This window comes from Streptomyces sp. NPDC001594 (assembly GCF_042893675.1).
GTDB lineage: Bacteria > Actinomycetota > Actinomycetes > Streptomycetales > Streptomycetaceae > Streptomyces.
In genome coordinates this window covers 121139-145234 of record NZ_JBIAVB010000015.1, presented here as the reverse complement: position 1 = coordinate 145234, position 24096 = coordinate 121139, and the positions used below count along the sequence as shown (strand labels likewise).

Genomic DNA, 24096 nt, shown 5'->3' with positions numbered 1-24096 from the left:
GGTATGGCCGCTGAACGAGAACGCGCGCACCCGACGGTCGCCCCGCAGGCCGGGCACGAACAGCGGACCTGCCCGGCCTGCGGGACCCCCGTGGAGACGGTGGTCCGCCGCCACAAGTCCCTCGGGATCTTCGTACCCACGTGGGGCCCGGGCCCCTGCCCCGACCCGGACTGCCCGCGGCACCTGCCCGCGGAGGGATGACCCTCCGCGGGCACGTGCGGGCCGGGCGAGTCCCTGGCGGGCTCAGCCCTTGGTGCCGAGACCCGAGCCGACCAGACCGTTGGCCCACAGCTGGTTGACGCGTGAGCGCTCGGTGCTGTTCGGGTAGGCGTTCGTGCACGAGGTGCCCGGGCCGCCGCCCGACATCAGCTCGCTGCACGGACCCGAGTAGTGGTCCGGCAGGCCCAGCACGTGACCCGTCTCGTGCGCCGTCACGCGGGTGGAGTTGTACTGCTGGTTCTGCGCGTAGTCCAGGAAGATGTAGCCCCGACCGTGCCCGTCCGTGCTCGCGTACGAACCACGGGAGTCGTTGCCCTCGTAGTACGAGAAGTTCCCGCCCGACGCCACCTCCTGCAGCTTCACGTTGGAGACCGAGCCGTTCCAGATGCGGGTCGAATTGGCTATCTGGGTACGGAAGCTGGGCGCGTTGCGGGTGTTGTAGGTGACCGTGACGACCGCCGTCGCGCTCGGGTTCGCGGCACGCTGCTCCGCCACCGCGCGCTGGACGGCCTCGAAGAACGCCTTGTTGGCGGCCTGGTTCTCCTGCGAGCGCTCGTACGCGGAGTAGCTCGCCGGGCTGCCGCCCGCCGGGGTCGCGGCCGTCGCGCTCGGAACGACGCCGCCGAGGACGGCGGCGACACCCAGGCCGACGGAGGCGACGGACAGCATGGTCCTGCGGGAGTGGCGCATGTGGGGGGCTCCTACTCATCAGGTGCAGTGGGGGGTGGATGGGTCATCCGGTACCGGAGTCTGCGGGAGCCGAAGGGGACTGCGGATGATGTCAGAGGCCGATAACACCGCCCTATCGGGAGGTTTCGGAGAGATTTACCTTGGTCAACTAGCGTGAGAATGGCGGGATTCGGGGGGCTATCGGCGGCTGGTGCGGTCCCGTGGGGCCCGCCTACCCTCGGGTCATGGAGCTCGAGGTGAGGCACCTGCGCGCGCTGTGCGCCATCGCCGACGCCGGCAGCCTGCACAAGGCCGCCCGGCAGCTCGGCGTGAGCCAGCCCTCCCTGACGACGCAGCTGCGCCGGATCGAACGGGCCCTGGAGGGCGAGCTGTTCCTGCGCGAGCGCACCGGCTGCCGACCGACTCCCTTCGGACGCACGGTACTCGGACGGGCGCGGCCGCTCCTCGCCGAGATGGCCGCACTGGTCGCCGACGCGCGGGCCGCCGCCCACGGGCCGCGCCTGCGGATCGGCTCGACCGCGAGCCGGGCCCTGCCGGGGTGGCTGCGCCGGCTCCACCGGCGCGCCCCGGAGACGGAGACCACGCTGGTGGTCGACGTCTCGGCCAACGCGCTGCTGCGGATGACCGCCGCCGGGCAGCTGGACGTGGCGTTCGTGCACGAGGTGGAGGGCAGCCCGCTGCGGGTGCCGGGCGGGCTGGAACTGCGGGTGCTGATGGAGCGCGAGCCGCAGTTCGTGTCCATGTCCCTGGACCATCCGGCGGCCCGCTCGGCGGTGGTGGAGTTAGAGGACCTGGCCGGGGACCGCTGGACGGTGGACCCCTCGGTCGACGGCGAATGGGACGGCCTGCGGCGCGTGTTCGCCCGCGCCGGCCTGACCCCGCAGGTCCTGCACGCCGACTACCACACGGCGGCCTCCCTGATCGTCTCCGGCGAGGCGGTGGCCCCGTGCCAGCCGACGTCGGGCCCCCGCGACGACATGGCGATCCGCCCGCTACAGGGCGACCCCCTGGCGGTCCGCCTCCTGCTGGCCACCCGCCCGGGGGAACACGCGGAGGCCTACGAGGACCTCCGCGCCGCCTACCGCGAAGCGGCCCTGGGCACCCCGCCCTACCGAGCGTGGCTGTCCCGCCAGGGGAGCTCGCTGCTGGTGGCGTAGGGCGCCGTCGCGGCTGGGGGGGGAGGGCGGGGTTCCAGCGGGGCGGTCTCAGAGCTGTCTTGGGGGTTTCCCGGCAGTCTTCGTCCTTCCGCGTCGGGCCGGCCTGTCAAGGGCGCTCCTTCGTCGCGTCGCTTCGCGATGGCCTTCGGCCACCCTTGACAGACCGTCCCGCCCCGGAAAAACGAAGACTGCCGGGAAACCCCCAAAGGAACGGGACGGATGTGTGATGGGCATGCGGCTCCCTCAGCGATGAGACGGGGTGGCCGGGGGTCGGCAGACATCCCAACCGGGCCGACATGGATGCCTTTCGGGGCCGCCCTCCGCGCCAGATCGCTACGCGCTTCTCTCGTCTCGGCGTCTGCCGCCCGTCTGGGGTTGCTGCTGTCGACGAAGGACGACGGAGTCGTCATCCGGGCCGGTGGGCGCCCCAGATCGCTACGCGCTTCTCATTTATCGGCGTCCGGCGGCCGTCTGGGGCTGATCCCCACAGCAAAGGCCGACGGAATCGTCATCCGAAGCCGCCAGGCGCATCAGATCGCTACGCGCTGGCCAGATTTCGGCGTCTGCCGCCCGTCTTGGGCTGCTACCTGCACCAAATGACGAACAGGACGGCATCCGGAGCCCCTGGGCGCGTCAGACCGCTACGCGCTGCCGACATTTCGGCGTCGGGCGGCCGTCTGGGGCTGGTGACGGCACCAAAAGCCGATCCGCAGAGCATCCCGGCCCAAGACGGCCGTCAGACGCTGAGACGGGAGGAGCGCGTAGCGATCTGGCGCGCCTGAGGGTGCCTGATGGTCCGTCTGTCGGCATCTGGCTACAGCAGCAACCCCAGACGGCTGATAGACGCTGAGACGAGAGGAGCGCGTAGCGATCTGGGGCGCCCACCGGCCCCGGATGTCGAATCCGTCGGCCTTCGGCTACAGCAGCAACCCCGGACGGCCGCCGGACGCCGAGACGGGAGGAGCGCGTAGCGATCTGGTGCGCCCTCCGCCCCGGATGGCGAATCCGTCGTCCTTTGGCGACAGCAGCAACCCCAGGCGGTCGTCGGACGCTGAGACGGGAGAAGCGCGTAGCGATCTGGGGCGGAGGGCGGCTCCGAATGGCATGCACGTCGGCCCGGATGCCCGGCGAGGCGGCGCCCGGCGGGCCGCCTCATCGCTGAGGGAGCCGGATGGTCAAGGTAGGACCGGCCCGTTCTTCTGGGGGCTTCCCGGCAGTCCTTGTCTTTCCGGGGCGGGACGGGCTGTCAAGGGTGGCCGAAGGCCATCGCGGAGCGACGCGACGAAGGAGCGCCCTTGACAGGCCGGCCCGAACCGGAAGGACAGTGGGACTGACGGGAAACCCCCAGACCTGCTCTGAGACCGCCCAGGTCACACCCCGCCCCCCCGGCCCCGCCCGGCCATCGCGCCACCGCCCGGCCGGAGTCCCGTCGTTCCGCCCCACCCCGCCCCGGGACCCCGCCCCGCGAGCGCGGAGTGCTTGACTTCGGTCGACCGCGATATATCGTGTTCTACAGAAGACGCGATATGTTGCGTGCTTCGTCAGTCCATGAGGAGGAGCAGCACCATGCCTGAGCAGATGACCTGGTCCGTCCCCGCCCCCCAGCGGCTCGCCTTCGAGCAGCCGGTCACGGACCTGCGGGTTCGTGTGGTCGGCGGCACCGTCAACGTCGTCGCCTCCGAGGACGGGCCCGCGCGGCTGGAGGTCACCGAGGTCGACGGGCCCCCGCTGCAGGTGGTGCAGGAGGGCGGCACGCTCACCGTGTCCTACGAGGACCTGCCCTGGAACGGCACCCAGGGGTTCAAGAAGTGGTTCGAGGGCAAGCCCTGGAAGTCCTGGTCCGGCTCCTCCTCCGACGGGCGCAAGGCCTGGGAGCGCAGCGTCACCGTCACGCTGACCGTGCCCGCCGCCACCGCCGTCCAGCTGGCCGCCGTCAGCGCGACCGCGTTCGTCTCCGGCATCTCCGGCGCCACCGACGTCACCGGGGTCTCGGGCGACGCCACCCTGGTCGGGCTCTCCGGGCGGGTCAAGGCGCACACCGTGTCCGGCAGCGTCGAGGCGCAGTCCGTCACCGGTGAGCTCGGCTTCCACTCGGTCTCCGGCGGCCTCACGGTCGTCGACGGCGCCGGCGGCAGCGTACGGGCCGACTCCGTCAGCGGTGACATGCTCATCGACCTCGCCCTCGACGGGGCGGCGGCCGCCAAGCCGGTGGACATCTTCCTCAACTCCGTCTCCGGCCAGGTCGCCATCCGCCTCCCGCACCCCGCCGACGCCAAGGTCGAGGCCAACACCGCGACCGGCAGCGTCTCCAACGGGTTCGAGGACCTGCGCGTCACCGGCCAGCTGGGCGCCAAGCGGATCACCGGCACCCTCGGCAAGGGCTCCGGCACCCTGCGGGCGACCACCGTCTCCGGGTCCATCGCCGTGCTGCGCCGCCCGCAGGCGGACGCCGAGGCCTCCGCGCCCCTCCAGCTCGACAAGAAGGTGCTCTGACATGCCGCCCGTCTTCGCCCACGGCCGCCTCCGCCTCTACCTCCTCAAGCTGCTGGACGAGGCGCCCCGCCACGGGTACGAGGTGATCCGCCTGCTGGAGGAGCGCTTCCAGGGGCTGTACGCGCCCTCCGCCGGCACGGTGTACCCGCGGCTGGCGAAGCTGGAGGCCGAGGGGCTCGTCACGTACGCCAGCGAGGGCGGGCGCAAGGTGTACTCGATCACCGAGGCGGGCCGTGCCGAGCTGGCCGACCGGGGCGGGGAGCTGGCCGACCTGGAGCTGGAGATCCGCGACTCGGTCTCCGAGCTGGCCGCGGAGATCCGCGACGACGTCCGGGGCGCCGCCGGTGATCTGCGGCGCGAGATGCTGGCCGCGGCCAACGCCTCGGCGACGCACCCGGAGGACGAGTCCTGGAAGGCCGCCAAGGAGGAGCTCCGCAAGGCGCGCCAGGAGTGGAAGGAGCAGGCCCGCCGGGCCAAGGACGAGAGCCGCCGGGCCCGTGAGGAGGCCCAGCAGGCCCGCCGCCAGGCCAAGGAGGCCCAGGAGCGGGCCCGTGAGGAGGTGCAGCGGATCGCCGCGCAGCTCCAGGAGCAGCTCGGCAAGACGGGCGGGGTGTTCGGCAGCCTGGCCGGGGCCTGGCTGGGCGGTGGCGGTTCCGCCGCGCCCGAGACGCCCACCGCCCCGGGCCCGTCGGGTTCGGCGTGGGCCGACGACCTGGCGCCCGGGCCGGACCCGGCCCGCGACCTGGACCGGCTGCTGGACCGTTTCCGTGACGACATCCGGGACGCGGCCCGCGACCACGGGGTCACCCCGGCCCAGCTGGCCGAGGCCCGTGCCCACCTGGCGGCCGCGGCGGCCCGCATCGAGGCGGGGCTGCGGCCGGGCGCGTAGGTCAGGCCGCGAGGGCGGTTTCCACCCGTGCGTAGGTGACTCCGTGGTCCGCGAGGACCTCGGAGACCGTGCCGGGGCGGGTGAGCAGGGCCAGGAGCAGGTGGGGGGCGCCGATATGGCGGTCCCCCCGGCCCAGGGCGATGCGCAGGGACTGCTCCAGGGTCTTCTTCGCGCCCTGGGTGAGGGGTACGTGGCGGCGGACCGGCTCCGGGCGGCCCAGGGCCGTGCGGAGCAAGGCGCCCGGGCCGCGCCTGCGGGGCGCCGGGGGCGTGAGGGCGCCCTCGCCGTGGGTCTCCTCGATCCGGGCGACGATCTCCGAGAGGTCGATGCCCAGGCCCGCCAGGGCCTCCTCGTCGGCCCGGGACATCCCGCCCCGGCGGCCGGCCGCCGCGAGACCCGCCGTGATCGCGGGGCCGTCGACGTCCAGGGCGTCCAGCGCGCCCAGGTCCAGCAGGGACAGCAGCAGGTGTTCCTCGGTGACGGTCGCGGCGTCGGCCTCGCGGGCCCGGGCCACCGCCCCCGTCACCGCGTCGCGCGCGTCCGAGGTGAAGCGTTCGAACATCAGAGCCTCCCATGCTTCTTGTGCACGGCCTGCCGGCTGACGCCGAGTTCGGCCGCGATCTCCTGCCAGGACCAGCCCTGGGCGCGGGCGCTGCGTACCTGGACGGCCTCCAGCTGCTCCAGCAGCCGGCGGAGGGCGGCCACGGCACGCAGGCCCACGCGGGGGTCCCGGTCTCCGGCCCGTTCGGCGAGATCGGTGGCTTCGGTCATGGTGTCAATCTAGGTTGACATGGGAGGGGTGTCAACCTTGATTGACAAGCGGGCGTCCCGGACCCGCCGGCCGCTCAGACCGTGAGGACGATCTTTCCGAACAGGTCGCCGGACTCGAGGCGTTCGAAGCCCTCGCGGGCGCGGTCCAGCGGCAGGACCTCGTCGATGACCGGGCGGACCCCGGTGGTCGCGCAGAAGGCCAGCAGGTCCTCCAGCTCGTCCTTGGTGCCCATCGTCGAGCCCACCACCTTCAGCTCCAGGAAGAAGATCCGCCGCAGCTCCCCCTGGGGAGGGGTGTCGCCGCTGGTGGCGCCGGAGATGACCAGGGTGCCGCCGGGGCGCAGGCACTTGACGGAGTGGGACCAGGTGGCCGCGCCCACGGTCTCGATCACCGCGTCCACCCGGTGCGGGAGCCGGGCGCCGGGCGGGAAGGCCTCGATCGCGCCCAGTTCCACCGCCCGCTTGCGCTTGGCCTCGTCCCGGCTGGTGGCGTATACCCGCAGGCCCGCCGCCTTGCCCAGGACGATCGCGGCGGTGGCGACCCCGCCGCCCGCGCCCTGGACGAGGACCGAGTCGCCGGGGCGGACCCCGGCGTTGGTGAAGAGCATCCGGTACGCCGTCAGCCAGGCCGTCGGCATGCAGGCGGCCTCCGCGAAGGACAGCTCGGCGGGCTTGCGCAGCACGTTCCAGGCCGGGACGCTGACCTGCTCGGCGAAGGTCCCCTGGTAGAGCTCGGTCAGCACCGAGCGGGGCTCGTCCGGGCCGACGCCGTGGCCGCTCTGGCCGATCACGGAGTGCAGGACGACCTCGTTGCCGTCCTGGTCGGTGCCGGCCGCGTCGCAGCCGAGGATCATGGGCAGTTTGTCGGCGTCCAGGCCCACCCCGCGCAGGGACCACAGGTCGTGGTGGTTGAGCGAGGCGGCTTTGACGTTGACGGTCACCCAGCCGGGGCGGGCCTCGGGGGCCGGGCGTTCGCCCAGCTCAAGGCCGTTCAGGGGCTGGTCTCGGTCGATTCGGGCGGCGTAGGCAGCGAACATGGCGCCAGAGGCTACCGGTCGGTAGGGCCCATGGCCAGGGGCGCGGGGGTGCGGACGGATCGGACTGGAAGCGGAGTGAGGTCTCTCAACTACCGTCGGTGCCATGTGGTTTGTGGGTCTCCATAGGCCTAAACGGAAGAGATCGACAGGCTCCGGATGGGGGTAATATTCAGGCCATGCGGTGGCTCGTCATGATCGTGTCGCGTGCCCCGCACACTCCTTCTGCGTTCCCGGGGCGCCCTTCGCGCGCTCTTTCCGCGCGCCCGCTCGTACCCGGTCGTGTCCGGTCGAGCCGGTGAGGAGGCCCACGGCCGGCCGCGGCGAAGGACCCGGGACGTCCCCCTCCCCGTTCGGGGGCGGGGAGGGTGCGTTCCCCTGCGCGGCGGCCCTCCGTACACGAAGAGGCCCGGCCGGATCACTCCGGCCGGGCCTCACCCGTTCAGCCCCGCGGGGCCCCGCTCGCCACTCAGACGAGGCGGGCCACACCGTCGGCCTTCGCGGCCGCGGCGACCGCGGCCGTGACGGCCTCGGCGACGCGCTCGTCGAACGGCGAGGGGATCACGTAGTCGGCGGCGAGCTCGTCGCCCACGACACCGGCGATGGCGTCGGCGGCGGCGATCTTCATGCCCTCGGTGATGCGGGTCGCGCGGACCTTCAGGGCACCCGCGAAGATGCCCGGGAAGGCCAGCACGTTGTTGATCTGGTTCGGGAAGTCCGAACGGCCCGTGGCCACGACCGCCGCGTACTTGTGCGCGATGTCGGGGTGGACCTCGGGGTTCGGGTTGGCCATGGCGAAGACGAAGGAGTTCTGCGCCATCGTGGCGACGGCCTCCTCGCCCACCGTGCCGCCGGAGACGCCGATGAAGACGTCCGCGCCCGCGAGGGCCTCCTCCAGCGTGCCGGTCAGCCCCGTCTTGTTGGTCAGGCCCGCGATCTCCGCCTTGACGTCCGTCAGGTCGCTGCGGTCCGCCGAGACGACGCCCCTGCGGTCGGTGACGCAGACGTCGCCGATGCCCGCGTCCACGAGGATCTTGGCGATGGCGATGCCCGCCGCGCCGGCGCCCGCGATCACGGCGCGCAGGTCGCCGAGGGTGCGGCCGGTCAGCTTGGCCGCGTTGCGCAGGGCGGCCAGCGTCACGATGGCCGTGCCGTGCTGGTCGTCGTGGAAGATCGGGATGTCGAGGGCCTCCTGGAGGCGCCGCTCGATCTCGAAGCAGCGGGGGGCGGAGATGTCCTCCAGGTTCACCCCGCCGAAGGACGGCGCCAGACGGATGACCGTCTCGACGATCTCGTCCGTGTCCTTGGTCGCGAGCGCGATCGGCACCGCGTCCACGCCGCCGAACTGCTTGAACAGAATCGCCTTGCCCTCCATGACGGGGAGGGAGGCCTCGGGACCGATGTCACCGAGTCCGAGCACGGCCGTACCGTCGGTGACGACGGCGACCACGTTGGACTTCCAGGTGTACTCGTTCACGAGCTCGGGCTGCTCGGCGATGGCGGTGCACACCTTCGCCACGCCGGGCGTGTAGGCCAGGGACAGGTCATCCTTGTCCTTGACGGGCACAGTGGCCTGGATGGCCATCTTGCCGCCCCGGTGCAGCGCGAACACCGCATCGGGGTTGTTGTCCGTCGCACTGTCACTGCGAGGGTTGACGATCTCCGCTGCCACTTCGTGTGACCCCTTAAGTCCTTTGATCATTGAGGGTGGCCACTCCTGGTTAAGGGGTGGGCGGGCACCGCGTCCGTACTCCGCATCGACGGTTGGCCCGTCTCCGCGGAGGGGAGGTTCGTACGCGCGGGCGCGCCGCACGCGCGCCCTGAGCCCCGGATGAGGGGTGTAAGGATCTGTTCTACCCGAAGAGCACACGCCCAGACGAGTCGATTCCGGACTGATCGTAGGGTCCTTGTCCTGGTTTTGGCCAAAAGTCCAAAGGTTGCTGTCCAGTACCTGAGACGCGCCGCAAATAGTGAGGCGAAAATGCCAGGTCACGGCGGTTTGTGCGGCTCCGAGGGGCCTTGCCCGCAGTCCTGTTGGGTAGTCGGGGGCGCCCGTTATCTGATTTTGACCTCACGGGCACCCTGAATGCGTCAGTCCGAATGGCAAGATGCCGTAATCACACAAGGTCGCGGCGCTCGATGGTGCGTGCTCGACCTGTTCTCGGATGCTTTTCCACCCCTGTCGGAGGAACCAGCTCATGACCGCAAGCACCACCCGTCGTACGACCGCCGCCCGGTCCCGGATCGCCGCGGTGGGCGCGATCGCGGTCGCCGGCGCCCTGATCCTCACCGGCTGTGGCGACCAGACCGACAAGTCCTCCTCCGGCTCGGGCACGGCGGACAAGAGCGCCCCGCTCTTCTCCAAGCTCCCGAAGAAGATCCAGGACGCGGGTGTCATCAAGGTCGGCTCGGACACCGCCTACGCGCCGATGGAGTTCGTCGACAACGGCAAGATCGTCGGTGTGGACCCGGACATCGCCGAGGCGCTCGGCAAGCAGCTCGGCGTCAAGCTCCAGTTCACCTCCGGCACCTTCGACGGCCTGATCACCTCCCTGGAGACCGGCCGCCAGGACGTCGCGATGTCCTCGATGACGGACAACAAGCGCCGACAGGAGGGTCTCGACGAGAAGGGTCAGAAGATCGGCAAGGGCGTCGACTTCGTCGACTACATGTCCTCCGGCGTCTCGCTCCTGGTCAAGAAGGGCAATCCGGACAACATCAAGTCCCTCGACGACCTCTGCGGCAAGACGGTCGCCGTCCAGCGCGGCACCGTCTACGAGGACACCTTCAAGGCCCAGGCCGAGAAGTGCGGTGACAAGAAGCTCACCATCGAGGCCTTCGACACCGACGCCGAGGCGCAGACCCGCGTCAAGGCCGGCGGCGCCGTCGCCGACCTGAACGACTTCCCGGTCACCTCGTACATCGCGAAGACCTCGGGCGGCGGCAACGACTTCGAGGTCGGCGGCCAGCAGTCCGACGTCGGCCTCTTCGGCATCGCGGTCTCCAAGGACAACACGCAGCTCCGCGACGCCCTCAAGGAAGCCGTCGACGCCATCATCAAGGACGGCTCCTACGCCAAGGTGATGGAGAAGTGGAACGTGAAGGACGGCGCCGTGCAGTCCGCCACGATCAACGCCGGCAAGTAACACCGAAGCGCTCCACTGAAGGGCAGTCATTGTGACTGACAAGATCGACAAGGGTCCGGCGGACGCCACTCCGCCGGCCGGGCCCGGCGCCTCGGGCACCACCCCCTACGAGGCCATCAAGGCAATCCCCGTACGGCACTACGGCCGCTGGATCAGCGCCGTGGTCGTGGCCGTGCTGCTGGCGTGGCTCGTCTACGCCTTCTCCCAGGGCAAGATCATCTGGGCGACCGTCGGCAACAAGCTGTTCGACTCCTCGGTCATCAGCGGCCTCGGCAACACCGTCATCATCAGCATCACCTCGATGGCGCTGGGCCTCGCCCTCGGCATCCTCTTCGCGGTGATGCGCCTCTCGAAGAACCCGGTCACCAGCTTCGTGGCCTGGCTCTACATCTGGTTCTTCCGCGGCACCCCGGTCTACGTCCAGCTGCTGGTCTGGTTCAGCCTCCCGCTGATCTTCCAGTACATCAACCTCGGTCCGATCTACAAGAACGAGACCGTCGACGTCATGACCCCGTTCATGGTCGCCCTCCTGGGCCTCGGCCTGAACGAGGGCGCCTACATGGCGGAGATCGTCCGCGCGGGCATCCAGTCCGTCGACGAGGGCCAGAGCGAGGCCTCCCACGCGCTGGGCATGACCCAGACGCAGACCATGCGCCGTGTCGTGCTCCCGCAGGCCATGCGCGTGATCATCCCGCCGACCGGCAACGAGTTCATCAACATGCTGAAGACCTCCTCCCTGGTCTCGGCGGTCCAGTACACCGAACTCCTGCGGGCCAGCTCCAACATCGGCAGCACCGCCGGCGCCGTCATCGAGATGTACTTCGTCGCCTCCATCTGGTACCTGGCCCTGACCAGCCTCTTCAGCGTCGGCCAGTACTACCTGGAGCGCCGCTACGCCCGCGGCGCGCAGCGCACCCTGCCGCCCACGCCGTTCGAACGGCTGAAGGCCAACCTGAACATGTTCCGCCGTACGGAGGTCGCGCGATGACCGCCAAGACCGCTCAGCCGATGGTCAAGGCCGAAGGCGTCCACAAGTCGTACGGCGCCGCCCACATCCTGCGGGGCATCGACCTCGAGGTCGCCCCCCGCGAGGTGTTCTGCCTGGTCGGCCCGTCCGGCTCCGGCAAGTCCACCTTCCTGCGGTGCATCAACCACCTGGAGCGCATCAACGCCGGCCGGCTCTCGGTCGACGGCCAGCTGGTGGGCTACAAGCAGAAGGGCGACAAGCTCTACGAGCTGAAGGACAGCGAGGTCGCGACCCAGCGCCGGGACATCGGCATGGTCTTCCAGCGCTTCAACCTCTTCCCGCACATGACGGCCATAGAGAACGTCATGGAAGCCCCGGTCATGGTCAAGGGCGAGTCCAAGGCGGTGGCCCGCGAGCGCGCCGTCAAGCTCCTGGACCGCGTCGGTCTCGGGGACAAGGGCGGGAACTACCCGACCCAGCTCTCCGGCGGCCAGCAGCAGCGCGTGGCGATCGCCCGCGCGCTGGCCATGGAGCCGAAACTGATGCTCTTCGACGAGCCCACCTCGGCCCTCGACCCCGAGCTGGTCGGCGACGTCCTCGACGTCATGCGCGACCTGGCCGAGTCGGGCATGACCATGATCGTGGTGACCCACGAGATGGGCTTCGCCCGCGAGGTCGGCGACAACCTCGTCTTCATGGACGGCGGCGTCGTGGTCGAGTCCGGCCACCCGCGCGACGTGCTGGGCAACCCGCAGCACGACCGCACCAAGGCGTTCCTCTCCAAGGTGCTGTAGCGCTCGGCCGAAGGGGGCGGTACGGGAGACCCCGTACCGCCCCCTTCGCGCTGCCGCCGGAAAGTTACTGCTTCAGACCTAGGACCAGCGCGTCCGAGGGGGAGCGCCAGACCGTGCGGGCCTCCGCGAAGCCCGCCTCGCGCAGGGTGCGGGCGTGCCAGAACTCGTCGGGGGTGTCCCCGTCGGCGTGCTCCCCGTAGATCGCGAAGCGGGCCTTCGTCGGTTCGGCCAGCACCGGGTCGGCGGCGGCCAGCGCCCACCAGTCGCGCCAGTCCAGGACCCCGGCCGCCTTCGCCCGGTCCATCCCGGCGTGCCGCCGCGCCCGGTCGGCGGCGTTGATCAGCGGGGTGGAGGGGTCGGGCATGTGGTCGGCGTTCATGAACACCCCGCCCGGGCGGACCAGCTCCGCGATCTGCCCGTAGAGGACCTCCAGCTCGTCGCTGTGCAGCCAGTGCAGGGCCGTCGCGGTCAGGACGGCGTCGTAGGAGTCGTACGGGAGCGCGGCCCGCCAGTCGGGGTCCTTGAGGTCGGCGGTGACGAAGGTGGCCCGGTCGTCGCCCGCGAAGTGGCCCCGGGCGATCGTCAGCAGGGCGGGGTCGAGATCCAGCCCGGTGGCGACGGCCTCCGGGAACCTTTCGAGGAGGCGGTCCGTGATACTTCCCGTACCGCACGCGAGGTCCAGCACCCTGGGGGCGGGGCCGGTCAGCGCCCCGACCATGTCCAGCATCACCCGGAACCGCTCCTCGCGGTCGGGCATGTACCACTCCTGCTGGCGGTCCCAGCTGTCCTGCCAGGCCTGCCAGTCCGTACCGAACGAGCCAGTCACCGTATCCGTCATCCCGAACCCCTCCATACGTAATACCCTCGAACTGAGAGCAGCCGTTACCGGCGGCCGTGACCGACCCTAACCCGCAGCCGTAAGGACTACAAGTGGAACTGGCCCATTACTCGGACTATGCCGTGCGCCTGGTCAACACCGAGGAGCCGGCCCGCAACAAGGACGCCCTGACCTCGGCGGACGACGTCCGTGCCCTCTTCGGCCCCAGCACGCAGATGGCCCGCCGCGTCACCGACACCGACGTCACCCGCTTCCGCAACGTCCGCGGCCGGCTGCGCGCCGTCTTCGAGGCCGCCGACAGCGGCGACCACGTCCTCGCGGTGGACCTGCTGAACTCCCTGCTCATGGAGTTCCCCGTCAGCCCCCAGGTCTCCGGGCACGACCTCGTCGGCCCCGACGGACGCCCCGACTGGCACATCCACCTCGCCGACCACCCCTCCAACGCCTCCGCGGGCTACGCCGCCATCGCCTCCTTCGGGCTGGCCTTCCACCTCACCGAGCACGGCCCCGACCGGCTCGGCCTCTGCCAGGCCCCGCCCTGCCGCAACGCCTACCTCGACACCTCCACCAACCGCTCCCGGCGCTACTGCTCCGACCGCTGCGCCACCCGCGCCAACGTCGCCGCCTACCGCGCCCGCAAGCGCCTGGAGGCCGAGGAGTCCGCCCGCAGCGGCCGCACTGCCGACAGCGCCCAGGACAGCCGCGCCCTCAGCGAACTCTGATGCGCCGGGCGGGGCCGCAGCCGCAGCACGGCCGTCGCCAGCACCAGCTCGTCGGGGACGGCGCCGTAGTCGGTGCTGTCCCCGGTCTCGTTGAACGGGTTGTCCCCGAGCACCCACCAGCCGCCCGGCCGCCGCTCTGCCGCCCGCTTCACCACCAGCAGGTCCTGTTGCAGCGGATGCCGGAACACCACCACGTCACCCGGCCGGACCAGTGCCCCGTACCGCACCACCATCCGGTCCCCGGGCAGCAGCGTCGGCACCATCGACGGCCCCACCACCTCGGTGATCCCGACGCGCACCCGCGCCCGCCCGCTCTCCGCCATCCGAAGCCTCCTCGTCCTGCCCGCATGGTGCCGCACGACCCCGTAGGTTCGCTCACCCGTCCTCGGCGGAGGCTGGACTTTTGTCCTAAGCCCATGGGGGCGCCCGCGATTTCCGTCTTCTCAGCGAGTAATCTCCACCCTTGAGAAGACGATCACGAGGAGGACCCACTCCATGCTTTCCCGCTTCTTCGCCCCCAAGGTGAAGGTCTCCGCCCACTGCGATCTGCCCTGCGGCGTGTACGACCCGGCCCAGGCCCGCATCGAGGCCGAGTCCGTCAAGGCCGTCCAGGAGAAGTACCAGGCCAACGAGGACGCGGACTTCCGCGCGCGCGCCATCACCATCAAGGAGCAGCGCGCCGAGCTCGCGAAGCACCACGTCTCGGTGCTGTGGAGCGACTACTTCAAGCCCCCGCACTTCGAGAAGTACCCCCAGCTGCACACCCTGGTCAACGACACCCTGAAGGCCCTCTCGGCCGCCAAGGCGTCCAACGACCCGGCGACCGGCGCCAAGGCCCTCGAGCTCATCGCCGAGATCGACCGCATCTTCTGGGAGACGAAGGCCGCCTGATCCAGGCCTTCCCCCGGCACCACCACCGAGGGGCCCGACCGCGTGCGGTCGGGCCCCTCGGTCGTTGCGGACTGCGGACTACTCGTCCTCGTCGTCCTCGTCGTCCAGCCGGGCCAGCCAGGTGGCCAGGCGCTCGACGGGGACCTCGAAGTCAGGGTTGAGGTCCACGAAGGTGCGGAGCTGCTCGGCGAGCCACTCGAAGGTGACCTCCTCCTCGCCGCGCCGCTTCTCCAGCTCCTCGATGCCGCGATCGGTGAAGTACAAGTCGGGCTCCGTGCCATGTAGGAAGAGTGGGGTGTGTTTCCCGCCAGGATAATCCGGGTCCCCTGCGACACCTCCCGCCTTCCCGCCCCCGGCGCTAGCGTGGACGGAGCCGATGGGGCGGGCGGGGGAGGGGGGTCTCGGGATGCCGGACGGGCGCACGGTCGGGTCCGCGCGCGCCTTCGAGCTCCTCGAACCCCTGGTCCGGGCCGCCACGGTACGCGTCCACGCGGCCCCGGGCGGGTATGACAGCGCTGGGACCGGACCCACCTGGGGCAGCGGCTTCTTCATCGCCCCCGGCTGGGTCCTCACGTGCGCGCACGTCGTCGGTGAAGGGGGTGCCGGGGTGCGTCTGGCCGGGCGTGAGGTCGGCATCAGCTTCTTCCCCGGCGGGGACACCACCGCCGACGGGACGGTCGCCGGGCGGGTGGAGTGCGTCCTGCCCGAACGGCTGGAGGAACGCCGGCCCGGCCGGCGGGCCCTGTGGGACCTGCCCGACCTCGCGCTGGTCCGCGTCCTGTCACCCGTCACCCACACCTGCGTCTGGCTCACCGACCGGGCCAGGCCCCGCCTCGACGAGGCCGCCTACTTCGGCTGCACCGAGGAACTCGGCATCCGCGAGATCACCGGCCGCACCACCCGGCTGCGCGGCCTCGCCGGGGGCGGCGCCGCCATCCGGCTGGGCGACGAGGACGAGATCGAGGCGGGGATGTCCGGCGGGCCCGTCGTCGACCTGACGCGCGGGGAGGTCGTCGGCGTCGTCAAGGCCCGCCGGCACACGGGCGGCGGCGGGCTCGCCGTGTCCGTGGCGCAGCTGCGCACCCTGCCCATGGCCGCGACCGGGCAGACCGGGCTCTACCGCCGGGTCATGCAGGCCCACGACCTGTACCACTACGACCGGCATCTGAGCGATCTCGACAACCGCCGCACCTGGACCGACGTCCACGACCTGCTCCCCGACGGCGAGAGCGACCCCTACGGCGGGCGCGGCCGGCTCACCCCCGGCGAGCGGACCACCCTGTGCGGGCTCCTCGCCGAACTGCCGCCGCCCGGATCCTCCGAGGCCGTACGGGAACTCGCCGAACGGGCCCGGGGCGAGGAACCCGACACCACCCTCCCCGCCCCCCTCAGCTGGCGCGACGGCCTCGGCCTCCTGCACGACCCGCCCGGCGCGGGCGGCGAGGCCGCCGCGATGCTCCGCTACGCCACCGGCGTCAGCGTCGCCGACCACCGTGAACCGCCCGCCCCCGGCGCCGACGAGGAGCTGTGGGACTGGGTACGGGCCACCGCCGAACGGCTGTGGCGGCCGCTGCGCCGGGAGCTGGCCGAACAGCACGAACGGGGCCTGGCCGAACGGGACCGGCGCCGCCGGCAGGCCGCCGGACGGGCCGCGCTGGGCCGCGCCCGGCCGCCCCAGGGCCTGCCCGCCGGACCCTCGGTCCTGCTGGAGGCCTGGGCGCACGGCTGGGAGGACGTCTACGACTGGCGGGTGTCCGTCCTGGCCGGCCCCGCCCGCCCCGGCCGGATCACCCCGGTCGCCGCCGGCGTACGGGCCACCCTCGCGGGCCTGCCCGAGGCGCTGCGGGCCCCGCTCGCCGAGGGCTTCCGCCGCTGCGACAACCACGAGACGGCCGCGCTCCTCGAAGTGGCCGTCGCCCCCGAACTGTTCGGGCTCGCCTTCGACGAGTGGCCCGTCTCGGGCGGCGTCCCCGTCGGAGCGCAGCGGCCCGTGGTCCTGCGCCACCCGGACGCGGCCGCCGGCCCCGCCGCCCGCGCACGCTGGGCGCGGGTGCAGGCCGGGCCCCTGCTGGACCAGCGCGCCGACTGCTCGCGCGGCCGCCCCCGCAGCCCGTCCCCGGGCTGGCTCCAGGGGCTGCCCGACACCGTCGTGCCGGTGCTCTGCCGGGACCCCGCCGCCGAACCGACCCTGGGCGCCCTGCACTCCGTACGGGACGCCGGGTACGGGGTGGCGGTGTGCCGGCGGCCCCCGGCGGACCCCTCGGCCTCCTGCGCGCCCTTCCACCGGGGGCTGCACGAGGAGTTCGCCGAGGCGGCCCGGGGCACGGTCCTCCCGCTACGCCTCCAAGCCCTGCGGCAGCGGGCCCACGGGGCGGACCCCGACGCGTACTGGGCGGCCGGGCTGGCCCTCGTCTGGGAGGACCCGGACCGCCCCCTGCCGGAGGACGAACCGCTGCAGGGGGACCTTTGAGGCGGGGACCGCAGGAGAACGGCCGGGGTGTGGGAGGGGAGCGGCAGTGAACGACGAATGGCTGATCTACCGGGGAGTCGGCGAACCCCACGACGGGATCGAGACGCTGCCCGACCCGCCGCCCTGGCGGGACTTCGACGGGGGTCCCGTCGCCGAACCCGGCCCGGCGGCCGCGGCCGCCGACGGGAACGTGGCGCGGCGCCTGGGCGCCCACCGGCAGGCCGCCGAACTGCACCGGCCCGAGCCCGAGGAACTGGAGGCCGTCAACGCCGCCCTCTACCTGCGCCGGCCCCTGCTGGTCACCGGCTACCCCGGCACCGGCAAGTCCACCCTCGCGCACGCCGTCGCCCACGAGCTGAAACTCGGCCGCGTGCTGCGCTGGCCCGTGGTGTCCCGGACCGTCCTCCAGGAGGGGCTCTACCGCTACGACGCCCTCGCCCGGCTCCAGGACGTGCAGATCGCCGCGAGCGGGGCCGGCCGGGGGAGCGGGGCCGCCGCGGCGACGCCCCCCGGCATCGGCAGGTACATCCGGCTCGGGCCGCTCGGCACCGCCCTGCTGCCCACCGCCCGGCCCCGCGTCCTGCTCGTCGACGAACTCGACAAGAGCGACATCGACCTGCCCAACGACCTGCTGAACGTGCTGGAGGAGGGCGAGTTCACGCTGCCCGAGCTCGAACGCGTCGCCGACGCCGAGCCCGAGGTCCAGGTCCTCACCGACGACGGCACCAAGGCCACCGTGCGCGACGGCCGGATCCGCTGCCGGGCCTTCCCCTTCATCATCCTCACCAGCAACGGCGAACGGGACTTCCCCGCCGCCCTGCTGCGCCGTTGCATCCAGCTGAAGCTGGGCCAGCCCGGTGAGAAGCGCCTCGCCACCATGGTCCGCGCCCACCTCGGGGAGGAGGCCGCCCGGCTCGGCGCCGACCTGATCCGGGAGTTCCTCAGCCGCTCCCGCTCCGAACTGGTCGCCGCCGACCAGCTGCTCAACGCGATCTACCTCACCCACTACGCCTCCCCGCCCAGCCGGGAGGACCTCGCGGACCTCCTCATCCAGCGCCTCGACCGCCCGAGGTGAGCGGCGGTGCCCCCAGAGCACGCCGACCCCCCGGCCGCCGGCCCGCACGACCCCGGGGACCCCGCAGGGCCCGGGTCCGGGTCCGGCGTGTCCGGGGAGCCCGGGGACCCCGGGGTGCGGGTGCTGGCCGGGCTGCTTCGGGCCGTCGGGCTCGATCCGTCGCCCGAGGAGCTCGCCGACGCCCTCTGGCTGGCCGCCCGGACCCGCGAGGCCACCCGTGCGGCCGAGCCGGGGCCGGAGCCCGCCCGGGCGCCGGGGAGGGCCCGGCCGGCCTCCGGGCGCCCCGCCGGCACGAGCCCCCCGGCCGGCGACGGGGCGCCGCCGCCCGCCCGGACCCGTGAGGAGGACGCGCCCGAGGACCCCGTCGCGCTCCACCCCGCCGGCACCCTCGCCCCCGACACCGCGCCCGCCGCCGAGGTCCCCGTCGCCGCCGGGGTCCCCGTACGGGTGCCCGGTGCGGCCGCCCTGCCCCGGATCCTCGACATCCAGCGGGCCCTGCGCGTCCTCCAGCGCCACCGGCCGCCCGGCCCGCCCACCCGCACCGTCCTCGACGAGACGGCCACCGCCGAGGCCAGCGCCCGCGCCCTCGGGCTGGTCCTGCCCGTCTTCCGGCCCGAGAGCCGCCGCGAGGCGACCGTACGGCTGGTGATGGACGCCTCCCCGTCCATGGCGGTGTGGCAGGACATGTTCGACGAACTGCGGGCGGTGTGCGAGCGGCTGGGCGCCTTCCGGGACGTCCAGGTGCACTACCTGCACCGGCTCCCCGACGGCACCGCCGCCGTCGGACGCGGCCCCGCGCCCACCGCCGGGGTGCGCTCCGGCGACCAGCTGCGCGACCCCACCGGGCGGACGCTGACCATGGTGGTCTCCGACTGCGCCGGGCCGGTCTGGCGGGAGGGTGCGGCGCAGCGGCTGCTGCACCGCTGGGCCGAGTGCGCCCCCTGCGCGGTGGTCCAGCCCCTGCCGCAGCGGCTGTGGAACCGCAGCTGGCTGCCGACCGAGCGCGGGGTGCTGGAACGGGCCTCGGGCGGTGGTGCCGGGCCGGGCGGCGCGGGCCCCGGGTCCGGGGGCGCGTCCGGAGGCGGGTCCGGGCTGAGGTTCCGCCCGGACCGGCCCGCCCGGCCCGGGCGCCCCACCGGCGGGCTCACCGTGCCCGTGCTCCCGCCGAACGCGACCGCCCTCGGCGCCTGGGCCCGGCTCGTCGCGGGCCTCGGCGCGGGGCCCGTACCGGCCGAGGTGGGCCGGGTCCTGGCCCGCCACCCCGCCGCCCCCGTACCGCTGCCCCGCACCGCGCGGCCGCCGGGCGAGCTGGTGCGCCGCTTCCGCTCCTCCGCGGCGCCCGGCGCCGTCCAGCTCGCCGTGTACCTGTCGGCGGCGCCGCTGACCCTGCCCGTGATGCGGCTGGTGCAGCGGACGATGCTGCCCGACTCGGAGCCGTCCGACCTCGCGGAGGTGCTGCTCAGCGGGCTGCTGCGGCGCTCCGGCGCAGCGGCCGGGCCGTGGTACGAGTTCGTGCCGGGGGTGCAGGACGTGCTGCTGGGGCCGCTGGGGCGGGACGAGGCCGCGCTGGTCCTCAAGCACTGCTCGGAGTACGTCCTGGCGCACTTCGGCCGGGGCGTGCGGAACTTCCCCGCGCTCGCCGTCTCCCAGCTGACCGGGGTTCCGGCGGGGGAGCCGGGGGAGGCGGCTGTGGAGGGGGCGGAGGGGGCCGAAGGGGCGGAGGGGGCCGAGGGGGTCGGGCCGCTGCCGCAGGCCTTCGCGCAGGTCTCCGCGAAGGTCGTACGCCGCTACCTGCCCGGGCCGCCGGGGGAGGACCCGGAGCCGGCGCCCGCGCCCGTCCCGGCCGGGCGCGCCCCGTCGGTACGGGCGGCCCGCGAACGCCTCCGGCTCGCCGAAGCCGACGGCGACACCCGCCACCTCCACGACGCCGCCGCCCTGCTGCGGCGGGCCGCGGCGGTCCCGGCCGGGCCCGGGGACCCGCCCGAGGAGGCCGAGGCCGAGCTGGCCGGGGTGCTGCTGCGGCTGTGGGCGGTCCAGCGGGACCCGGAGCTGCTGGAGGAGGCCGAACGGGCCGTCACCGGGCTGCGGACCGCCGGGGGCCGGGCGGCGCTGGGCCGGGTGCTGTACGAGCGGGCCCTGGCGGCGGGCCCCGACGGGGACGCGCTGCTGGCCGCCGCCGCGCGGGAGTTCGCCGCCGCCGGGGCCGCCGCGCAGGACGCGGAGCTTCGGGCGGACTGCGCGGTGCGGCGGGCCCGCAGCCTGATCCGGCTGAGCGAGGTCCGGTCGGACACCGGCCCGCTGCACGAGGCCCTCGCCGCCCTGGAACCGCTGGCCCCCGACCCGCCGGCGGCCACGCACCCGGACGTCCTGCTGGCCCTGGGTACGACCCTGCTGGCCCTCCTGACCCGCACCCCGTCCCCGTCCGACCGCACGGCCCTGGCCGAACGGGCGGCGGCGGCCCTGGAGCGGGCCCTGACCCTACTGGAGGCCGACCCGGACCGCCCGCCCGCGGCGCGGGATGACCACCCCGACACCCCCCCGCCCCCAACACCCGCCGCGGCAGCCGCCGCCGCACCCGACTCCGGCGCCCCCGCCCACGCCGGGGCCCCGGAGCGTGACGGCACCCCGCCTCCCACCGGGACCACCCCCGACGGGGCCACCGCCCCTGCGACGGACCAGGCCGGGGCACCTGAGGGCGACGGCCCCGCCACTACCCCACGGCCCGCCGACCCCCGCCCCGACGAGCACACCCCCGCGACCGGCGCCGCCGCCCCGCCGGACCCGGGCAGGTCCGACGGGCCCCGGGCACCCGCCCAGGACGGACCGCCCACCCCGGCCGGAGACGCCACCCGGGCGCCGGCCGGGCCCGACGAGCCCGCCCACGGCACGGGCGAGGGTCCCGCCGCCACCGGAGCGGCGCACCGGGCCGGGGCCGGCCGTGACGCGGACACGGGTTCCACCGGGCCGCGAGCCTCCGGCCGGGACGTAACGCCCACCCCGCCTGGAGCCGCCACCCGAGCGCCGGCCGGGGCCGACGAAGCCCGGGCCGGGGAGTCCGGCCAGGACACGGACCCCGCCTTCCCCGGGGCCGGGGCGGTCACCCGGGTTGGAGGCGCCGCCCGAGGTGGTGCCCTGGGGGCGGACGGGGTCCCGGCCGGGGAGCCCGGGCACACTGGCCCCGCCTCCACCGGGGCCGGGGCGGTCGGCGGCGGCCGGGCCGGGGCGGACGACCGGGGTCGGGTCGGGGCGGCCGGCGCCGGGAGGGGCGATCGGGGGCGGGCCGGGGCCGGGGGGCGGAGGCGGCGGGTTGTGCGGGTGCGGGTGGCGTTGGCCGGGGCGCTGCGGTATCTGCCCGGGCGGCTCGAAGAGGCGCGGGCCCAGCTGCTGCGGGCGCTCGACGAGGGCGTCGGGGAGCCCGAGCTGCGGCTGGCCGCGCTGCTGTGCCTCGCCCGCGTGCACCGGGCGCGCTACGACCGTGACGGGGATCCCGCGGCCCTGGAGGAGGCGGCCGAGGCCTACGCGCGGGCCCGGCGGCTGATCCCCCGGGACGGCGACGCCTACGCCGGCCTGCTGCCCGAGTGGGGCGACGTGCTCCTGGAGCGGGCCCGGGCCGCCGACGGCCGCCGCTTCGCCTCCACCGCCGTACGGGTGCTGCGCGAGAGCCGGTCGGCGGTGGCCCAGTCCCACCCCGGAGCCGCGTACCGGCTGCAGCGGCTGGCCTCCGGGCTGCGGCTGCGGCACGGCTACGAAGGGGACCTCGTCGACCTCCGGGAGGCCGAGTACCTGCTGGAGCTCGCCGTCCGGCAGGGCCACCACCCCCTGGAGCGGGCCCGCGCCTGGCGCGACCACGGCGACGTCCAGCAGGAGATCCACGCCCACACCCGCACCACCGACCGCCTCGACCGCGCGGCCGACTCCTACCGCCGGGCCTGGCGCGCCGCCCTGGAGGCGGCCCGTGAGGAGCCCGACGGCCCCGACGCCACCGACGACACCGGCGCGGCCCTCCGGCTCGCCGCCCGCGTGCAGGAACTGCGCGGCGGGGTCCTGGAGCGCCTGGCCCGCCCCCGCGCGGCCCTCGACGCCTACCGGGCCGCCCTGGAGCTGTGGCAGCGCCAGGGACTGCCGGACGGCGAGCACGCCGGAGCCGTCCGGACGCGGATCCACGCCCTGGAGAGCGGCGGATGAGCCGTTTCCCCCCGCCGGACCGCGGGAAAGGGCAGTGGACCACGGCATTCCACGACATTCCACATTCCACGGTGCGACAGGGGGACGGGAAGCCCATGGTGACCGGACGTCAGGAAGTGGCCGCGCCCCCCGACCCCCGCCCCTGTGCCGGGCAGCTCCCCGACCTCTCCGGGCTCGACCTCGCCGCCCTGCGCGGCATCGCCCACCCGGTGCTCGCCGAGGTCGTCGAGGGGCTCGTGGAACGGGTGACCCACCCGGCCGAGATCCTCAACGCCTTCGACTCCGGCGTCGCCTGACCCGTGCCCCGCCGGCCGCCCCACACCGGCCCGGACCGCCCGGAGTTGACCACTTTCCGCCGTTAGCCGGCCCCTCGCGAAGGGCAGGGATGGACCGTCCCGGGGGCCGGATCCCCCAGCGGTGGCCGGGGGAGGAGGTACGGGCGATGGACCGAGCGAGCACGGGCGGCCCCCCGCCCCCGCACCCGCCGCCCGCGCCCCGCGACCCCGCCGGCGCCCACGCCCTCCACGCCCCCTGGCCCTACACCCGGCTCGACGTCCCCGCCCTGCGTGCCGCGGGCCACCGCCCGCACCCCGTACGGCAGTTCGTGCTCAAGACGCACAGCCGCTGCAACCTCGCCTGCACCTACTGCTACGTCTACGAGATGGCCGACCAGAGCTGGCGCACCCGCCCCGCCGCCATGGCCCCCGCCACCGCCCTGCGCGCCGCCGAACGCATCGCCGAACACGCCGCCGCCCACGAACTGCCCCGCGTCGACCTCGTCCTGCACGGCGGCGAACCCCTCCTCGCGGCCCCCGCCGACCTGGCCGCCCCCGTCGAGGCGGTACGCGCCGCCCTGGCCCGCAGCTCGCCCCGCACCCGGGTCACCGCGAGCGTCCAGACCAACGCGACCCTGCTCACCCGGGGCCGGATCACCGCCCTGGCCGCCGCCGGGATCCGCGTCGGCGTCAGCCTCGACGGCGGGCTCCCCGCCCACAACGCCCGCCGCGTGGACCACGCCGGACGGCCCGCCTTCGGCGCGGCCGCCCGCGGCCTGCGGCTGCTGGCCCGCCACCCGGCCGGCTACGCGGGGGTGCTGTGCGTCGCCGACATCGCGCAGGACCCGGTGGAGACGTACGAGTCCCTCCTCGCCTTCGCCCCGCCCGCCATCGGCCTGCTGCTGCCCCTGGCCAACTGGAGCACCCCGCCGCCCGGCCGCACCGGGCGGAGCCCCGGCACCCCGTACGCGGACTGGCTGATCGCCGTCTTCGAACGCTGGTGGCACGAAGCGGCCCGGCGTACCCGGATCCGGATCTTCGAGGAGGTCATCGCACTGCTGCTGGGCCTCCCCGCCGCCACCGAGAGCCTCGGCCTGGCGCCCGCCGCCACCGCCGTGGTGGAGACCGACGGCAGCATCGAGCAGGCCGACTCCCTGAAGTCCGCCTACGAAGGGGCCGCGGCCACCGGCATGACCCTGGACACCCACAGCTTCGACGACCTCCTCGACCACCCCGGCTTCGCCGCCCGCCAGCTCGGCCGCGAGGCCCTCGCCGACGACTGCCTCTCCTGCGAGCTGGTCGAGGTCTGCGGCGGCGGCCACTACCCGCACCGCTACCGCGAGGGGGAGGGCTTCCGGCAGCCGTCCGTGTACTGCGCGGACCTCCAGGCCCTGATCCGCCACATCGCCCGAGCGGTCCACACCGCCGCCACGACCCGGCGGGCCGCCTCATGACCCACCCCGGCCCGCCCCGCTCCCCC

General features: G+C 73.9%; 22 protein-coding genes. 14 read left to right on the top strand and 8 right to left on the bottom strand.

The features are described 5' to 3' along the window. The first annotated feature begins 3 nt into the window (after positions 1-3). Positions 4-201, top strand: a complete 198-nt coding sequence (locus ACFY0O_RS27955; protein ID WP_388951514.1) for a hypothetical protein — start codon at positions 4-6, stop codon at positions 199-201. A 42-nt stretch (positions 202-243) separates the two neighbouring features. On the opposite strand, the gene snpA is transcribed toward ACFY0O_RS27955, so the two are convergent. After that, on the bottom strand, positions 244-909 hold the full coding sequence (gene snpA, locus ACFY0O_RS27950) for a snapalysin (RefSeq protein WP_388951511.1): 666 nt from the start codon (positions 907-909) through the stop codon (positions 244-246). A 224-nt stretch (positions 910-1133) separates the two neighbouring features. Between snpA and ACFY0O_RS27945 the strand changes: the two genes are divergently transcribed. The 3 genes from ACFY0O_RS27945 (at position 1134) to ACFY0O_RS27935 (ending at position 5448) form a co-directional block, all read left to right on the top strand. Next, positions 1134-2066, top strand: coding sequence for a LysR family transcriptional regulator (locus ACFY0O_RS27945; RefSeq protein WP_358899375.1), 933 nt, complete (start codon positions 1134-1136; stop codon positions 2064-2066). A gap of 1566 nt (positions 2067-3632) precedes the next feature. Continuing rightward, positions 3633-4559 carry a DUF4097 domain-containing protein gene (locus tag ACFY0O_RS27940; RefSeq protein WP_388951509.1) on the top strand — a complete coding sequence of 309 codons (927 nt, stop codon included), beginning with the start codon at positions 3633-3635 and terminating at the stop codon, positions 4557-4559. 1 nt (position 4560) lies between these two features. Next, complete coding sequence (locus tag ACFY0O_RS27935; protein ID WP_388951506.1) at positions 4561-5448, top strand: helix-turn-helix transcriptional regulator; 888 nt, start codon at positions 4561-4563, stop codon at positions 5446-5448. 1 nt (position 5449) lies between these two features. On the opposite strand, the gene ACFY0O_RS27930 is transcribed toward ACFY0O_RS27935, so the two are convergent. From ACFY0O_RS27930 to ACFY0O_RS27915, 4 genes are all read right to left on the bottom strand, one after another. Further along, complete coding sequence (locus tag ACFY0O_RS27930) at positions 5450-6010, bottom strand: Clp protease N-terminal domain-containing protein (RefSeq protein WP_388951504.1); 561 nt, start codon at positions 6008-6010, stop codon at positions 5450-5452. Then, positions 6010-6219, bottom strand: coding sequence for a helix-turn-helix domain-containing protein (locus ACFY0O_RS27925; protein ID WP_042818984.1), 210 nt, complete (start codon positions 6217-6219; stop codon positions 6010-6012). Before ACFY0O_RS27925 ends, ACFY0O_RS27930 begins: the two co-directional genes overlap by 1 nt. A 74-nt stretch (positions 6220-6293) precedes the next feature. After that, on the bottom strand, positions 6294-7256 hold the full coding sequence (locus ACFY0O_RS27920; protein ID WP_388951502.1) for a zinc-binding dehydrogenase: 963 nt from the start codon (positions 7254-7256) through the stop codon (positions 6294-6296). 466 nt (positions 7257-7722) lie between these two features. Continuing rightward, on the bottom strand, positions 7723-8925 hold the full coding sequence (locus ACFY0O_RS27915; protein WP_388951500.1) for an NADP-dependent malic enzyme: 1203 nt from the start codon (positions 8923-8925) through the stop codon (positions 7723-7725). 526 nt (positions 8926-9451) lie between these two features. On the opposite strand from ACFY0O_RS27915, the gene ACFY0O_RS27910 reads away from it, so the two are divergent. The 3 genes from ACFY0O_RS27910 to ACFY0O_RS27900 are packed head-to-tail and all read left to right on the top strand — an operon-like array spanning position 9452 to position 12160. Then, positions 9452-10399 (top strand): ABC transporter substrate-binding protein, encoded by a 948-nt coding sequence (locus ACFY0O_RS27910; RefSeq protein ID WP_388951498.1) that lies wholly within the window; start codon positions 9452-9454, stop codon positions 10397-10399. Positions 10400-10430: 31 nt separating this feature from the next. Beyond that, complete coding sequence (locus ACFY0O_RS27905; RefSeq protein WP_388951497.1) at positions 10431-11387, top strand: amino acid ABC transporter permease; 957 nt, start codon at positions 10431-10433, stop codon at positions 11385-11387. A 20-nt stretch (positions 11388-11407) separates the two neighbouring features. Beyond that, positions 11408-12160, top strand: coding sequence for an amino acid ABC transporter ATP-binding protein (locus tag ACFY0O_RS27900; protein ID WP_358892456.1), 753 nt, complete (start codon positions 11408-11410; stop codon positions 12158-12160). Between the two features lie 64 nt (positions 12161-12224). Here the strand turns inward: ACFY0O_RS27900 and ACFY0O_RS27895 are convergent, their stop codons facing one another. Beyond that, entirely contained in the window at positions 12225-12998 is a 774-nt protein-coding gene (locus ACFY0O_RS27895; RefSeq protein WP_388951494.1) for a methyltransferase domain-containing protein, read from the bottom strand. 92 nt (positions 12999-13090) lie between these two features. Between ACFY0O_RS27895 and ACFY0O_RS27890 the strand changes: the two genes are divergently transcribed. After that, a complete protein-coding gene (locus tag ACFY0O_RS27890; RefSeq protein WP_358892434.1) occupies positions 13091-13720 on the top strand; it encodes a CGNR zinc finger domain-containing protein in 630 nt (209 codons plus the stop codon). Here ACFY0O_RS27890 and sodX read toward each other — a convergent pair. Beyond that, positions 13624-14043 (bottom strand): nickel-type superoxide dismutase maturation protease, encoded by a 420-nt coding sequence (gene sodX / locus ACFY0O_RS27885; protein ID WP_358892433.1) that lies wholly within the window; start codon positions 14041-14043, stop codon positions 13624-13626. The genes ACFY0O_RS27890 and sodX overlap by 97 nt on opposite strands. Before the next feature lie 172 nt (positions 14044-14215). Here sodX and sodN point away from each other — a divergent pair, with 172 nt between their 5' ends. Further along, a complete protein-coding gene (sodN, locus tag ACFY0O_RS27880; RefSeq protein ID WP_007266490.1) occupies positions 14216-14611 on the top strand; it encodes a superoxide dismutase, Ni in 396 nt (131 codons plus the stop codon). Between the two features lie 78 nt (positions 14612-14689). On the opposite strand, the gene ACFY0O_RS27875 is transcribed toward sodN, so the two are convergent. Continuing rightward, positions 14690-14875 (bottom strand): DUF6104 family protein, encoded by a 186-nt coding sequence (locus ACFY0O_RS27875; RefSeq protein WP_010061466.1) that lies wholly within the window; start codon positions 14873-14875, stop codon positions 14690-14692. A 142-nt stretch (positions 14876-15017) separates the two neighbouring features. Between ACFY0O_RS27875 and ACFY0O_RS27870 the strand changes: the two genes are divergently transcribed. The 5 genes from ACFY0O_RS27870 (at position 15018) to ACFY0O_RS27850 (ending at position 24070) form a co-directional block, all read left to right on the top strand. Continuing rightward, the gene (locus tag ACFY0O_RS27870) at positions 15018-17081 is read left to right on the top strand and encodes a trypsin-like peptidase domain-containing protein (RefSeq protein ID WP_388951490.1); all 2064 of its coding nucleotides are present in this window, start codon (positions 15018-15020) and stop codon (positions 17079-17081) included. A gap of 46 nt (positions 17082-17127) precedes the next feature. Further along, positions 17128-18156: a MoxR family ATPase gene (locus tag ACFY0O_RS27865; protein WP_358892431.1), complete on the top strand. Its 1029-nt coding sequence runs from the start codon at positions 17128-17130 to the stop codon at positions 18154-18156. A gap of 6 nt (positions 18157-18162) precedes the next feature. Then, entirely contained in the window at positions 18163-22341 is a 4179-nt protein-coding gene (locus tag ACFY0O_RS27860) for an SAV_2336 N-terminal domain-related protein (RefSeq protein ID WP_388951487.1), read from the top strand. Between the two features lie 95 nt (positions 22342-22436). Beyond that, positions 22437-22637 (top strand): FxSxx-COOH cyclophane-containing RiPP peptide, encoded by a 201-nt coding sequence (gene fxsA, locus ACFY0O_RS27855; protein WP_358892429.1) that lies wholly within the window; start codon positions 22437-22439, stop codon positions 22635-22637. Positions 22638-22783: 146 nt separating this feature from the next. Further along, positions 22784-24070 carry an FxsB family cyclophane-forming radical SAM/SPASM peptide maturase gene (locus ACFY0O_RS27850; RefSeq protein WP_388951484.1) on the top strand — a complete coding sequence of 429 codons (1287 nt, stop codon included), beginning with the start codon at positions 22784-22786 and terminating at the stop codon, positions 24068-24070. The last annotated feature ends 26 nt before the right edge of the window (positions 24071-24096 follow it).